This is a genomic window from Roseofilum sp. SBFL, assembly GCF_017746885.1.
Lineage (GTDB): Bacteria > Cyanobacteriota > Cyanobacteriia > Cyanobacteriales > Desertifilaceae > Roseofilum.
Genome location: NZ_JAGHZH010000122.1, coordinates 25,591 through 38,833 on the forward strand (window position 1 = coordinate 25,591; position 13,243 = coordinate 38,833).

Consider the following 13,243-nt stretch of genomic DNA (forward strand, 5'->3'; position numbering starts at 1 on the left):
ACCCAGTTTACAACACTTCAAAGGAATAAACTTCTAACACCGGCCCAATCATCGCTAGGGTCATGACATCCTCACGAATTGTGCCTTCAACCTTAACCTGAAGTCCAGATTGTTTTATCTCATCGGGAGCATCCTTAAGTTCATAGGTCGTTCCATCCGTGACTAAAGCCCAAGTTCCTGGGCCCATGGGTTTATGTTCAATCACCCCATTCACAGTTAAACTCATGCAGTTTTTCCTTCTCCAGTCATGGCTAAACGAGCAAGGGCAAAACACAACAGTGCGTTTACCCCTAGGAACAGTTGAGCCACCCAACCCGATCCGAGCCAAAGCATTGCCGGGTCAGTAATGGCGCTGATGGCGAGGAAACTGGCAAATCCTAAGCTTATCCCGATCGCCAGCCATTTTCCAGAGGGATGTCCCAACAGAGCAATCACCAAGATTAGGGGAATCAAAACACTAGCGAAAATAGGGTTAAGTAAGGGACTCCCACTAATCACATTGCCCCATTCGGCGATCGAACTGCCCATCATCCGGAAAGGCCATTGGGGAACATCAAAGAGATACAATCCTCTGAGGAAAAATACGCCCGTACTTCCAGCAACTAAACCCATGCTTAACGAACCACTCCAAGCAAAGGGGAAATAGTTCCGTAAGAGCCAAGCGAGGAGATAGGAACCGAGTACCATGGCAATTTTCGGCATTAAGGCGATCGCACCACCATCGATCCAGAAGCGAGGATTCAAATAGCCATTATCGCGCAGCCAACGGAAGAAATCTTTGAACGTAATTTGACCTTTTACGGCTAGTTTAACGGCTGCACCTGCATCCAATTGACCTGCACCAAAATGATTGAGGGGATCTTCTTCCACACTGCGAGAGGACTCTTTGAGGATTTTTAGCACATCTTCGGGGTCTTCCACTCCTACCGACTTAATCAAAGCCGCAACTCCAGCCACATGGGGCGCAGCTATGCTAGTGCCTTGATAACCTTCAAAGACCGGTTTTCCCGTTTGGGGATCGATGGTATTTTGCAGAATTTTACCCGCTTCCGAACCTCCAGGAGCCGACAGGTCTACTCCAGCCCCAAAGTTAGAATAGGGAGCTTTGACTCCAGAGGGATCGAGGGCAGAAACCCCGATCGCATGGGGATAGCGAGCCGGATAACTGGCGGCATTTTGATTAGAATTTCCGGCCGCTGCGACGACAACTACACCTTTGTCATAGGCATAATCGATCGCTTCTTTGAGCAAATTACTTTCACCTGCTCCCCCCAAACTGAGGTTAATCACATCCGCCTCATGATCGGCGGCAAACTTAATCGCTTCGGCAATATCAGCTACCGTCCCACCACCACTTGCTCCTAAGACTTTCAGGGGCATTAACTTGGCTTCATAGGCAATTCCAGCCACTCCATATCCATTATTCGTCGATTGGGCAATCGTTCCCGCTACATGGGTTCCATGACCGGCATCATCATTGGCTTCGATGCGATCGTTTACAAAGTCATAGCCCTGAGTAAATTTCGTCTCCTTGAGATCCGGCACTTTCGTAATTCCGGTATCAATCACGGCCACCGTTATCCCATGGCCTTTCGTATCATCCCAAGCGGATTCCATATTAATGCTTCGCAGATTCCACTGTTTAGCATAATCCGGATCGTTGGGGATTTCAGTCGCTTGATAAATATAATTGGGTTCAATACTTTCGGTATAGTCCTTAAGATCGCTCTGGTGCAGTTGCTCTAACAACAGGCGATCGCCCTCCAGCACATAAACATGATCCTGGAGAGAAAATTCACTATTGAGCCGAGGAACCGTACCATAGTCTTGAGTGAGGGTTTGCACCCATTCCGGGATTTGGTTAGCTCGCTCTTCGCGAAAATCAAGGATAATAGATTGATAGTTTCCTTGAGTGGCCAATCCTTCAGCCTTGAATAGGGCAAACCCTAATGTAAAAATAAATAAGCAGAGGAGGAGAAATTTTTTCATGGCTGACACCATCAATAATTGGGTGGTACTTAACAGATCCAGCAGTAGAAGTTAGGTGAGTGCTTTTACAAGCATAACTCATCCCCAAGGGGATTTGGGGCCCATCTTACCGGATCTTTAATGATTCTTTTCCTGTGGGCAAGCGCCCAAAAATCCTTTGAACCGAAACCAATGATGAACGAGAAAGATTATGGAACGAGGTTTACTCTGGTTACCTTTATTGACTGTATTTATTGGATTAACCTGGGCTGGGTGGCGAGAATATCAAAAATTACAAGTTTATGAAGACTGGGCTAAAGGATTTGAACGCTCTAAATATGATATTTATGCAGCCTTGGGGCAAAAAGGAGACCAATTAACTTGGGGTCAACCGACAGCCTCCGGGCTAATCAACTGCCACACTTTAGCTCTGAATGACCTACAAGACCTTCAACTTTGGGTTGATGGTGAAGTCGTGTCTAGGGATGAACCCCCCCAAGGAAAAACTGTTTTTTTAGCCTTACAAGTTAAAGGGAACACCGAACCTGTGAAAATCCCCTTCACAGATGCACAATTGGCCAAGGAATGGGGGAATTATTTAAATCAGGAGTGGTTGCAGTCAAAACAGATTTAAGCGTTCTCTCAATCGAGGGGAAAAGCCCTTTATCCCAATGGCCCAGAAGTTTATAAACTATCTCTGAAGCCCTAAGTCCCTACTGCCTATTGCCGATTAAAGCAATGACCATTATTCAACCGATTTCTAAACAGGAATTAATCGAAAGACGCAAACAACTCCGCCAGAGACAACGGTTGAAGGTGCTGCAAACCCTTTGGCAAACGGTGGCGGTTGGGGCGATCGCCTATGGAGGAGGATGGTTACTGACTCAGCCCAATTGGGCGATCCGCGAGCCGGAACAAGTGGTGATTACGGGTAATGAATTAGTAACCACAGAAGCCTTACGAGAGATTTTACCCATTCAGTATCCCCAATTGGTCTTTCGACTCCAACCGGATAAAATTGCCCAGACCTTGAAAGCAAAAGGACCGGTCGCTCAAGCACGGGTGACTCGGCAGTTGTTTCCCCTCAGATTAACCATTGAAGTCAGTGAACGGTTTCCCGTGGCGATCGCCATCAAGTCTCGACAAAGCCAAACTGTAGGCTTAATTGATGAACAAGGAATCTGGATGCCGATGAAGAACTATACCGAGTTAACGTCCTTTCCTCTGCCTACCCTAAAAATTATCGGCCCGCTCGTCCATTATCAGTCCTACTGGGCCCAAGCTTATGCCGCGCTCAAGGAATCTCCCGTTCAAATTAGCGAGCTGAACTGGGAAGATCCGAAAAATCTCATCCTCACCACGGAATTAGGACAAGTGCATCTGGGAGTCTATACCCCCCAATTCTCTAAGCAATTGCAAGTTCTCGATCAAATGCGACAGCTCCCTCAGCAGCTCGATCCTCGGCAAATGAACTATATCGATCTGAGAAATCCAGACGCTCCCTCAATTCAGATGAAATCTTCATCAACTCCATTTAACCCTAAATTTTAGGTGAAGACTTAACGTTTTTTCTGGAGAATTCTGATAAACTTCTGGTAGCGATTCCCCATTTCCCTGGTCAGTTCATGAATGTGAGCGTCTGAACCAATGATGACAAGCTACGATCGCATGGTATGCTGAATGAGCCAGGACCCTGGCTTGAGGTTCAACGAAAGGGATAAAACCCCCATCAGCAGAATGTTATGGGTGAGGGATAGAGCGCTTGGGTGCAGTTTATGTCTACCTAAGTGGCGATGTGATTCCTTAACTCTCTTGATACTATACATTTATTGATATTTATTGTGTAAAGCAACTGCCCATGACACCTCCCAATCAGATGCTGGGGAATGTCCCCCTCAACTCTAATCGCGATAGTCAATCTAATGCTTCGACGGCAGTCGATTCAGGGAATCCGTTTAAGAATGCTGGAGTCTCGTCTTCTAATTTTAAAGGGCATCAACAGATGGTAAGTGATGAGGATCAACACCAAAATATTATCCCCAGTAGTGTGGCCAAAATAAAAGTGATTGGTGTCGGGGGTGGCGGCGGTAATGCGGTCAACCGCATGGTTATTAATGAAGTGTCAGGGGTTGAGTTTTGGTCAATTAATACGGATGCTCAAGCGTTGGTCAGTTCAGCCGCCCTGAATCGACTGCAAATTGGTCAGAAGTTAACCCGTGGATTGGGTGCAGGGGGAAATCCGGCGATCGGACAAAAGGCCGCGGAAGAATCCCGTGATGAACTGGCGACGGCTCTAGAAGGCTCGGATTTGGTGTTTATTACCTCTGGAATGGGAGGCGGTACGGGTACAGGTGCTTCGGCTGTGGTAGCAGAAGTAGCCAAGGAGGTTGGGGCACTAACTGTGGGTGTGGTGACTCGCCCCTTTATGTTTGAAGGTCGGCGACGGATGAGTCAAGCGGAGCAGGGGATTGAAGCCCTTAAGAGTCGGGTGGATACCTTGATTATTATCCCGAATGATAAGTTGTTGTCGGTGGTTTCGGAACAAATGCCGATGCAGGAAGCGTTTACGGTAGCCGATGATATTCTGCGTCAAGGGGTACAAGGAATTGCAGATATTATTACAGTTCCGGGGCTGGTGAATGTGGATTTTGCGGATGTCAGAGCGGTGATGGCGGATGCAGGATCGGCGCTGATGGGTATTGGTGGCGGCTCTGGGAAGTCGAGAGCGAGAGAGGCGGCAATCTCCGCTATCTCCTCTCCTTTACTCGAGTCTTCCATTGATGGCGCGAAAGGTGTGGTTCTTAATATTACGGGCGGTAGTGACCTGACCTTATTTGAGGTGAATGCGGCGGCTGAAGTGATTTACGAAGCAGTCGATCCCAATGCCAATATTATTTTTGGAGCGGTAATTGATGAGAGATTGCAAGGTGAAATCCGAATTACGGTGATTGCAACTGGCTTTACTGGAGAATCCCAGCCGTCTAACACGGTACAACAGCAGCGCCCCAATCCCAATGTCTATCAATCCTCGTTTACCTCTACTCCTGCCCCTGCTCCTCCTCCTCCTCCGGATTCCTCTCCTGTGAATCCCCAAGCTCAACCGAAAGGATTGGATATTCCTGATTTTCTCCAACGTCGCCGTCCACCGAGAAACTAAAGGGAAAAGTTGATGAACTCTAACATCCCGGTTGTGCTAACGATCGCTGGATCGGATAGTGGGGGAGGCGCAGGCATTCAGGCTGATTTACGAACTTTGGCGTTTCACTGTGTTCATGGTGCGTCAGCTCTCACCTGTGTCACGGCCCAAAATACCTTAGCCGTTAACCGGGTGGATGCTTTGTCTCCAGAAGCAGTGCTGGCTCAACTGGAGGCAGTGGTTGGGGATATGGGGGTTCAGGCAGTGAAGACGGGGATGTTACTGAATGCTGAAATTATGCAGGCGGTTAGCGATCGCCTGCGATCGCTGGATCTGCATCCCCTCGTGGTCGATCCAGTCATGGTTTCCCGCAGTGGTGACCGGCTGATCGATCGTCAAGCTGTGGAAACTTTGCAACAGGAACTGATCCCCCAAGCGACTGTGGTCACTCCAAACCGCTATGAAGCCCAGTTGCTAACCGGTGTAGAAATCAGCTCTATAGAGAACATGAAGGAAGCAGCCGAAACCCTGAAGTGGCAGTCTGGAGTGCAGGCAGTTTTGATTAAAGGAGGTGGAATGACTGGAGAATTACGGGGGGTAGATGTGCTACTTGACGATCGGGAAATCACAGTGCTGGAAACCGAATGTATCGATACCTCTAATACCCATGGAACGGGATGTACCCTTTCGGCGGCGATCGCGGCTAATCTAGCCACAGGCCACTCGATCTCAGATGCTGTCCGTCAAGCGAAAAACTACGTTACCGAAGCCCTGAAATGGAGTTTAGATATCGGTCAGGGAACTGGCCCGGTGGGGCATTTCTTTCCTCTTTGCCTGAATTAATACAGCACCAAGCACTCTGGGTGGGGGAATGGGAAGAGTAAACAAAAAACTCAATCTAGCGAGTGAGCTATTTTGGCTACCTTTAAAAACTTCTATTTTCTTGGATTGGGTCGATTATGGATTTACCATCAGGAGGAAGTTTGCTATTAATAGGGCTGAAGAATCTCAGTTGTTCTGATTCTATCGAAACACTCTTCTAGGGTTAAATTGCTGTGAGTTTCCCACCAGTTTCCTGTATGTCTCATATAAGCAATGTTAAACCGATCCGGTGCGACATATTCTAGGCGAGTAAATCGTTTTTTAAACGAGGGTTTAGGGCTATCTGGGTCGAGAGAATCGTAAACTGCATAAAAATGAAAAAAGTTTCGATACCATTTGCCAAAAATATCCACAAGGCGGAAAAAAGGATTGTTAGACTCAGAGGTGATGCATTTGGGTTTAAGTTCAGATTCAATGAACTGACTACATTTCTCTAAAATAAGTTTTTTTTCGGCTTCTGGTACTTTTGGCTTAGGTAGCTTGGCAGGACTGTAAACCCATATTTTTTTTCTCTTTTTAGCCATAATCTTAACGTTTACCTCCGGTTGAGCAACAATTAAAGCGCTACACACTGTTTGTTATATAAGTGTGGAATACTCAATACCTTGTACAAAACATAGACTTTTGCCTATCTACTATCGCTAATCAAAAAACGCCTTTGGAGTAATGCCAAAGGCGTAACCATTTAATTCAATTTTTCCTTCCCAACACAGCAAATTGCTAGGTGAGTATGCCCTCTGCCTTACATCGGATGAAAAAGTAAGTCGGGGTAAAAACGGTTAAATTCGATTAAAATTCCAGCCGTGACTGTTAGCAATAACATAATCAAAACTGGAGCTGTGGACAGATACTTAAGTAAACCTTCCATGTGAAGACTCCAAAACAAAACACAGACTTAGAACTCGATTCTTAACGGGGTGAAACCGTAATTTCGTTATCATTAGCGAACATTTCTCCGCTCATCATGTCTTTGGCTGCAACCAGAGGCCAAGCAAAGCCAGAGATCATGAATTTAATCGCTAGAGGAACATCGATAACCACTTCTTTCTCTTCAGCATTTTTCTCGCCACGGATAGCAATTAGGTAAGCACGACCTACCCAACCAATCCAACCGGCAATATAAAGAAAGAGTAAGCTGGGGATAATGAAGTCTCCAGCATGGTCGAGACGACCATCAACGACTAGGTGGGGGAGGCCATCTTCACCACAGAGGGCTTCAGAATAGCGTTCAAATCGTTTGGCCCCAGATTGGGGATCATCGGTGGTGGCTCTAGCTGCTTTAGCCCGTTGCAGAAAAGCGGGAGATTCACTACAGGGAACCAAGTTTGCTAAATCCGCAGAAGCGGGGGGAACAAAGCCCAGCCACAAACAACACATTAAAACCAGAACAAGCAATCGTCGCATGGAAGTGTTTCCTTTTGTTACGAAGTGCAAAAATTATGTTACAAAGAAACCAAAGGCTCTATGAAAGCCAATCATACTGGACTTAAGAGACTCAGTAAAGATTAAGCTTCAAAAAGTCTCTAAAATTGGCTATTCTGAACCCTAAATTGCTATAGACGGTTCAAAATAGCTTTTTCCCTGAGAACAAGGTAGCAGGCAATGGCAACGATTCTAGCTATTGAAACAAGTTGTGACGAAACTTCTGTAGCAATTGTAAAAAATTGTAACGTTCTGAGTAATTTTGTCGCTTCACAGATGGCCGAGCATGGCCAGTATGGGGGAGTTGTGCCAGAAGTGGCCTCTCGCAGTCATCTAGAAATGGTGAATGAGGCGATCGCCGCAGCCCGAGAAGAGGCTGAACTGTCTTGGTCAGAAATTGATGCGATCGCCGCCACTTGTGCCCCGGGTTTAGTCGGAGCCTTATTAGTAGGCATTACGGCAGCTAAAACCCTAGCCCTGCTGCACAACAAACCCTTTATTGGCGTTCACCACCTCGAAGGCCATATCTACGCCTCCTATCTCACCAACCCTGACTTAAAACCCCCATTCCTCTGTCTACTGGTCTCTGGAGGTCACACCAGCGTGATCCAGGTTCACGAATGCGGCCAATATACGACCTTGGGAAGAACCCGCGATGATGCCGCTGGAGAAGCCTTTGATAAAGTCGCCCGTTTGTTGGGACTCGGCTATCCTGGAGGCCCCATTATCGACCAATTGGCTAAAACGGGTAATCCGCAAGCTTTTTCCCTACCAGAAGGCAGAATCTCCTTACCCAAAGGAGGATATCATCCCTATGACTGTAGCTTTAGTGGGTTAAAAACAGCGGTGATGCGCCTGGTGAATCAACTCAAGGCTTCCGATCCTAATTTACCCATTGCTGACCTAGCGGCAAGTTTTCAAGAAACAGTCGCTAAAGCACTCACAAAACGGGCAGTTAAAGCTGCTCTTGACTATAATTTATCGACGATCGCTATTGGTGGAGGAGTGGCGGCAAATCGGGGATTACGCCAACTCCTCAAGAGTGCTGGAGAGGAGCATAATCTAGAGGTGCTATTTCCACCGATGAAATATTGTACTGATAATGCGGCGATGATTGCGTGTGCAGCGGCTGCCCATTGGGAAGTTGGCGATCGCTCTCCCTTAACTTTAGGAGTACAATCGCGGATGGACTTATCTAAACTCCAAATGCTCTATACCGCTACTCGGTAGGGAATGGGGAATAGTCCATCCTCCTCAACCTTAACTCGCTAGGCGATCGCCGACTTCCTCAGTCTGAATCAAGCGATCGATCTGCTCCGTTACCCGATCGGTCGCTTCCAGCATCGAAAAATGCCCACAATTGGCAATTTCCACCACATTGTCAGATCCGGAGCGAAACAATTGATGAAAACTGGCTAAATGTCTCACATAGCGAGGTTCCATCACCTTATCTTCAGCGCCCGCAATAAAATAAACGGGCTGTTGCAGATGAACCACCAACTGAGGTAAACGGTGAACTTGCTCCTCTGTAGTCGAATCTAATAAAGCACCTAATGCAGCTTCATATTGGGCACTGACAAAATCAACTAACCGTTGTTTTCCCCAAACTCTCGATAGGGGTTGGGACACCTGAGAGCGAGTAAAGAGCCAATCGAGCAAAGGCATATCCGCCAACCACCGAGGCCGCCTTTTTACCAACTGGGCCCCAGCAGAGCGGAATCGTTCAAACTCCTCTTTTAAGTAAATACCGCCCCCAGAATTGAGGCAAATCACCCCTTCAATGCGATCTCCCAACTGAGAAGCTGCCCATAGGCACACCGTACCCCCCAGGGAATGGCCCATCAGCCAAGCCTTCTCAATCTCCAATTGATCCAGAAGAATACCCAAATCCTTTGCATAATCGCTGGGAGTATATCCCAAAATCAGCTCACCCTCATGTATGGGTGAACGAGGTCTAGCATCCGATTCACCAAAGCCACGCAAATCATAGGCCAAACATTGATAGTGCGATCGCAGTTGATCAACCAAAGGCCGCCAATAGGCCCGACTCAACAACCAGCCATGAACAAACACCAACGTTGGATTTGCCGGTTTAGGTGCAGTTAATTCATAAGTATGGGAAACGCCAAGGATATCGATTTTTGCCATACTCCTATCCTATCTTGAACCATGTCCTACTCCGATCCAATTGAAAATTTTAATGATGACCCATTAGCTATTCCCTATTCCCTATTAATTGAGATCGCCCAATAACCGCTGCTTCACACTTTCAGCAATCTTCTGACCCAGATATTCCGGAATCAAGCTTTCATTGGGCCCAAGCAAGTAGAGAATTAGGCGAGTGCGTCCCCTCCAAACCAAAAGATTGGCATTAACCACCAATAAATCCTCTTGCCAAATGGCATACATAACCTTATAAAACAATCCTGGCTGATTATCCGCTTCAATTAGTAAGGCAGGTAGATGGAACACCGGATCGACATAAAACTCCGTATCCACCTGTTCTAACCCCGCATCTAGGTTAAACTCGACGGCCAACATTTCCTCCACCTCAAAATGGCCCGCTAAGGCCTCCTGAATGGCTCGACAGACATTTTCCGCCGTTTTCTCCAGTAGTGCCTTTCCTCCTCTAGAGACCACCAACTTGATGAACACTAGCATCGGAGCATGAATTTGACCATAGAGACTGAGGCTATGAATCGTTAATCCATAGGCAGCCAGAACCCCAAAAATGTCACTCAACAGGAAGGACTGATTACGATAAGCAAAATGGAGAGCGCTTTTGGCGCTCTCAGAGCGTACTTCAATCACAGCTTTCTGGGTTTTGTAGAGTTGATAGGCCAGCTTCAGGTTTTGGAGTTGGATGTCAGAACTGACAAACTGTTCATAGAATTGGGGGAACGCCCGGTTAAAGCGTTTGAGCAGTTCTAAGGTAGAGGATTTTAAACCCTGAGCCATAATAGAAGGAAAAGATTATGGGAGATATACTAAGCTAATATTGTTTATTTAACTTTGACTACTTCAATCACACCTGCATGGGTTTTTGGAAAAGCTTGTTTAGCAGCTCGGATACTCCGATAACAACCAGTCCAGCGAAAGCACTGGAAGATTTTGCTACGCTGGATATTAAGAGCGATTCGGGCAAAATCTCCCGTATTGTATTTAGCACGAATCGGAACATCGACCTATATGAACTCGAAGAGCTATGTGATGCGGTGGGCTGGTCTCGCCGTCCTTTGCGGAAAGTCAAAAAAGCGATCGAACACAGCTTTCTGGTCATTTCGATGTGGGACTTACGAGGCAACCATCGTCGCTTGATTGGCTTTGCTAGGGCAACCTCGGATCATGCCTTTAATGCGACTCTCTGGGATGTCGTCGTTCATCCAACCTTCCAAGGTAAAGGTCTAGGCAAAGCCCTGATGAAACATACGATTAAGAAACTCCGCAGTGAAGATATTAGTAACATTACCTTGTTTGCCGATCCTCATGTGGTTGAATTTTACCGCAGCCTGGGTTTTCTCCAAGATCCAGAAGGCATTAAGGGGATGTTTTGGTATCCAAACTAAGAAGGGGAGACCATAGGCACTATAGCAATAGGCAATGCAAGAACACTAGGTTTTCAACTTAGGCTCAATGAATACAGTCTGGAAAATAAATCTTCCAATTGCATTGACTCTAGCCAAACCTCACTTTTATGGGTTATAATGCGATCAGGTTTATCCGGGATGTAGCGCAGCTTGGTAGCGCGCCTGCTTTGGGAGCAGGATGTCGCAGGTTCAAATCCTGTCATCCCGATTTATAGAATAGCCTTTGGTTTCCAGTAATTGAACCCACGACACCCTCATCCCCTTTGGGCGCTCTACCTAAAATCTGCCTAAAATCATCCTATAGGGAGAATTCTCACCCTTCAAGCACAGCAAGGCTTTCAGCCTCTCAGTAGAGCAGCTCACAGTATAGATGTAAACAGTCCCAAATGGGACGAACTAGACAGGGACAGGATTTCAGCCACCAAATATGCAAAAAATAGACCGCTCTGTGGCGGCCGGAGGGGAGGGGATGGATTGAGTTACTGGGCCGCGGTAGCTTGCTCCTGTTGCTGAATTCTTTTTACTTCCTTTCGTACCAAACCAGCTATCCACGTTGCCCTAGGGATGCCTAGTTCCATTGGGCAATACTCATCTAAGAACTCGTAATCAGTCTCCAATATTTGTACCGTCACAGACTTCTTTTTCATTTTTTATCGCAAGACAACGCTTACACAACTCATTTAAGTGTAATTATAACGCACTGGCATCGTCTTACGTCGTAATACGATTATCTATAGTCTATGGAGAGCATAGGAATATCGAATCAATTATTGCATTACATCTTTTTGCATCGTGATAAGATGCATCCATAGGGCATAGCTCCCTGACCAGAACCTAGAAAACTAGATATAGCGCTTTGCGCTAGGGAATAGGTAATAGGGAATAGGGAATAGGGTTGTGGTATATGGCTTTAAGGATTCAATACTGTCCCTCATAGCAGCGCAAAGCGCTGTATCACTGCTATGAGTACCAGCACGAGAATCTCTACCCCTGCTCAGAGGGCTGTAGATACCGTCCATGACGTAGAGGAAGCATTAACTCAAGCCTACGAATTGCTTGAGTATCTCTATCCTTTGGGGTTAGTTCCTGACTCTTACTTATCCCTCATGACTCATCTGAAAAGCAGAAGAGAACTCAAAGATGAGGTGATTGAGCATGACCAGAAAAACCCACTGAAAGGGTTTCCAGCAGAAATCATTAGCGCTCTAAAACAGCCTAATTCTTAGGGAGTAAATATCCTCGCAGGAACCGCTACGAACGGGAGAGGAAAGCCCTATTTTGCTCACTGTACAGTCGTTATTAACCCTCTCGGTAACCAAGAGAGTAATCCCAGTTTTCTGCACCATAGAAGTCATTAGTAACTCCAGAGAATACATCATGAGAAGGTATTGGAAACCTAACCCCCATGGGAGAGGATTGAAGCCAAACCAAAGTAAATGGCTCAATTCAGAGACTAAGCCTATCCGGCTACCAGAGGTTCTTATTCCTGAAATCCTGGAATATGCCCACAAGTTGGACAAGGGGAATTGTGAACGCCAACATGAAGGAAATCTTAAGCAAGCTCTCTCCATCCTGGAGGACTGCTTAGACAGCAAAAAATATCCAGCCAATAAAGGAGGTGCAATCAAGAGAGAAATTAAGAAAGCCTTGAGCCTATTGCAATAGGAAAGGTGACACCACTGTATATACTGTGAGTCACCCCATAAAGCCAGCTTTCAATTGTTCCTACTCCACTAAATCTGGAGTATATTAGTAAATGAAAAAAAAGAACGGGCTAGATTTACACTCTAGTCCGCCACAAAAATAAATTCCAATAATTAGTATGAATAAAACAACAGTCCAAAGACAACCCCTGGTCAAAGGTTTCAATGATTCAGCTCATTCTGGTGGAAAAACCTTATCCCAGAATGAGAACCACTCTCCTATTCTATCAGACAAGGATTGGCTTGAGCAACAGTTAGATGACTCTGGCATCAAGAATCCTCTATTGAGGAAGCAGTTTAAGGTCTGCTCTGAAGGCTTCACTCTGACTGGTGTAGACATTGATGGCAAGCCCAATCCTGACTCTTGGCAGAAGCGCAACCGTTATCCAGAGAAGCATCTCAACAAGGACGGTAAACCCATCAAGTACATCACCCAGAAGAAGAAGCCAGGTGAGGAACATGGACGTTATGATGCCTTCTTGCCAGTCGGAAAAGTCAGGCACTACAAGGCTTTGAGCAAAAAGCATCAACCTTTTTTTGATACA

Annotated in this window: 15 protein-coding genes and 1 tRNA gene; 9 read left to right on the top strand and 7 right to left on the bottom strand. The window is 46.3% G+C overall.

Annotated features, from left to right (window positions below; translation table 11 throughout):
- Window positions 1-7 precede the first annotated feature (7 nt).
- Both J7545_RS13235 and J7545_RS13240 read right to left on the bottom strand, forming a co-directional pair.
- Window positions 8-226, bottom strand: coding sequence for a hypothetical protein (locus J7545_RS13235; protein WP_318698417.1), 219 nt, complete (start codon window positions 224-226; stop codon window positions 8-10).
- Entirely contained in the window at window positions 223-1,989 is a 1,767-nt protein-coding gene (locus J7545_RS13240; RefSeq protein ID WP_318698416.1) for a S8 family peptidase, read from the bottom strand. Before J7545_RS13240 ends, J7545_RS13235 begins: the two co-directional genes overlap by 4 nt.
- A gap of 190 nt (window positions 1,990-2,179) precedes the next feature.
- Between J7545_RS13240 and J7545_RS13245 the strand changes: the two genes are divergently transcribed.
- From J7545_RS13245 to thiD, 4 genes are all read left to right on the top strand, one after another.
- Window positions 2,180-2,602, top strand: coding sequence for a hypothetical protein (locus J7545_RS13245; protein ID WP_318698415.1), 423 nt, complete (start codon window positions 2,180-2,182; stop codon window positions 2,600-2,602).
- A gap of 104 nt (window positions 2,603-2,706) precedes the next feature.
- The gene (locus J7545_RS13250; protein ID WP_318698414.1) at window positions 2,707-3,519 is read left to right on the top strand and encodes a cell division protein FtsQ/DivIB; all 813 of its coding nucleotides are present in this window, start codon (window positions 2,707-2,709) and stop codon (window positions 3,517-3,519) included.
- Between the two features lie 307 nt (window positions 3,520-3,826).
- Window positions 3,827-5,125 (top strand): cell division protein FtsZ, encoded by a 1,299-nt coding sequence (gene ftsZ / locus J7545_RS13255; RefSeq protein WP_318698413.1) that lies wholly within the window; start codon window positions 3,827-3,829, stop codon window positions 5,123-5,125.
- Between the two features lie 12 nt (window positions 5,126-5,137).
- A complete protein-coding gene (gene thiD / locus J7545_RS13260) occupies window positions 5,138-5,947 on the top strand; it encodes a bifunctional hydroxymethylpyrimidine kinase/phosphomethylpyrimidine kinase (RefSeq protein ID WP_318698412.1) in 810 nt (269 codons plus the stop codon).
- A 146-nt stretch (window positions 5,948-6,093) separates the two neighbouring features.
- Here the strand turns inward: thiD and J7545_RS13265 are convergent, their stop codons facing one another.
- The 3 genes from J7545_RS13265 to J7545_RS13275 form a co-directional block, all read right to left on the bottom strand.
- Window positions 6,094-6,510: a hypothetical protein gene (locus J7545_RS13265; protein ID WP_318698411.1), complete on the bottom strand. Its 417-nt coding sequence runs from the start codon at window positions 6,508-6,510 to the stop codon at window positions 6,094-6,096.
- A 218-nt stretch (window positions 6,511-6,728) separates the two neighbouring features.
- A complete protein-coding gene (psaJ, locus tag J7545_RS13270) occupies window positions 6,729-6,854 on the bottom strand; it encodes a photosystem I reaction center subunit IX (protein ID WP_271936499.1) in 126 nt (41 codons plus the stop codon).
- 41 nt (window positions 6,855-6,895) lie between these two features.
- On the bottom strand, window positions 6,896-7,390 hold the full coding sequence (locus J7545_RS13275; RefSeq protein WP_318719658.1) for a Photosystem I reaction center subunit III: 495 nt from the start codon (window positions 7,388-7,390) through the stop codon (window positions 6,896-6,898).
- Window positions 7,391-7,588: 198 nt separating this feature from the next.
- On the opposite strand from J7545_RS13275, the gene tsaD reads away from it, so the two are divergent.
- Entirely contained in the window at window positions 7,589-8,638 is a 1,050-nt protein-coding gene (tsaD, locus tag J7545_RS13280) for a tRNA (adenosine(37)-N6)-threonylcarbamoyltransferase complex transferase subunit TsaD (RefSeq protein ID WP_318698409.1), read from the top strand.
- 30 nt (window positions 8,639-8,668) lie between these two features.
- Here the strand turns inward: tsaD and J7545_RS13285 are convergent, their stop codons facing one another.
- Window positions 8,669-9,556, bottom strand: a complete 888-nt coding sequence (locus J7545_RS13285) for an alpha/beta hydrolase (RefSeq protein WP_318719659.1) — start codon at window positions 9,554-9,556, stop codon at window positions 8,669-8,671.
- Window positions 9,557-9,640: 84 nt separating this feature from the next.
- Window positions 9,641-10,366: a hypothetical protein gene (locus tag J7545_RS13290; protein ID WP_318698407.1), complete on the bottom strand. Its 726-nt coding sequence runs from the start codon at window positions 10,364-10,366 to the stop codon at window positions 9,641-9,643.
- A gap of 77 nt (window positions 10,367-10,443) precedes the next feature.
- On the opposite strand from J7545_RS13290, the gene J7545_RS13295 reads away from it, so the two are divergent.
- From J7545_RS13295 to J7545_RS13310, 4 genes are all read left to right on the top strand, one after another.
- Window positions 10,444-10,974 carry a GNAT family N-acetyltransferase gene (locus tag J7545_RS13295; RefSeq protein WP_318698406.1) on the top strand — a complete coding sequence of 177 codons (531 nt, stop codon included), beginning with the start codon at window positions 10,444-10,446 and terminating at the stop codon, window positions 10,972-10,974.
- Between the two features lie 155 nt (window positions 10,975-11,129).
- Window positions 11,130-11,203 (top strand) — tRNA-Pro (locus tag J7545_RS13300).
- Between the two features lie 754 nt (window positions 11,204-11,957).
- Window positions 11,958-12,221, top strand: coding sequence for a hypothetical protein (locus J7545_RS13305; RefSeq protein ID WP_318719660.1), 264 nt, complete (start codon window positions 11,958-11,960; stop codon window positions 12,219-12,221).
- A 596-nt stretch (window positions 12,222-12,817) separates the two neighbouring features.
- Window positions 12,818-13,243: hypothetical protein (locus J7545_RS13310; protein WP_318719662.1), on the top strand; the 426-nt coding region annotated here is incomplete at its 3' end.

Excerpts from the sequence above, each read along its gene's own strand:
- J7545_RS13235 (WP_318698417.1), bottom strand. The coding sequence starts at position 226 with ATGAGTTTAACTGTGAATGGGGTGATTGAACATAAACCCATGGGCCCA.
- J7545_RS13240 (WP_318698416.1), bottom strand. The coding sequence starts at position 1,989 with ATGAAAAAATTTCTCCTCCTCTGCTTATTTATTTTTACATTAGGGTTT.
- J7545_RS13245 (WP_318698415.1), top strand. The coding sequence starts at position 2,180 with ATGGAACGAGGTTTACTCTGGTTACCTTTATTGACTGTATTTATTGGA.
- J7545_RS13250 (WP_318698414.1), top strand. The coding sequence starts at position 2,707 with ATGACCATTATTCAACCGATTTCTAAACAGGAATTAATCGAAAGACGC.
- ftsZ (WP_318698413.1), top strand. The coding sequence starts at position 3,827 with ATGACACCTCCCAATCAGATGCTGGGGAATGTCCCCCTCAACTCTAAT.
- thiD (WP_318698412.1), top strand. The coding sequence starts at position 5,138 with ATGAACTCTAACATCCCGGTTGTGCTAACGATCGCTGGATCGGATAGT.
- J7545_RS13265 (WP_318698411.1), bottom strand. The coding sequence starts at position 6,510 with ATGGCTAAAAAGAGAAAAAAAATATGGGTTTACAGTCCTGCCAAGCTA.
- psaJ (WP_271936499.1), bottom strand. The coding sequence starts at position 6,854 with ATGGAAGGTTTACTTAAGTATCTGTCCACAGCTCCAGTTTTGATTATG.
- J7545_RS13275 (WP_318719658.1), bottom strand. The coding sequence starts at position 7,390 with ATGCGACGATTGCTTGTTCTGGTTTTAATGTGTTGTTTGTGGCTGGGC.
- tsaD (WP_318698409.1), top strand. The coding sequence starts at position 7,589 with ATGGCAACGATTCTAGCTATTGAAACAAGTTGTGACGAAACTTCTGTA.
- J7545_RS13285 (WP_318719659.1), bottom strand. The coding sequence starts at position 9,556 with ATGGCAAAAATCGATATCCTTGGCGTTTCCCATACTTATGAATTAACT.
- J7545_RS13290 (WP_318698407.1), bottom strand. The coding sequence starts at position 10,366 with ATGGCTCAGGGTTTAAAATCCTCTACCTTAGAACTGCTCAAACGCTTT.
- J7545_RS13295 (WP_318698406.1), top strand. The coding sequence starts at position 10,444 with ATGGGTTTTTGGAAAAGCTTGTTTAGCAGCTCGGATACTCCGATAACA.
- J7545_RS13305 (WP_318719660.1), top strand. The coding sequence starts at position 11,958 with ATGAGTACCAGCACGAGAATCTCTACCCCTGCTCAGAGGGCTGTAGAT.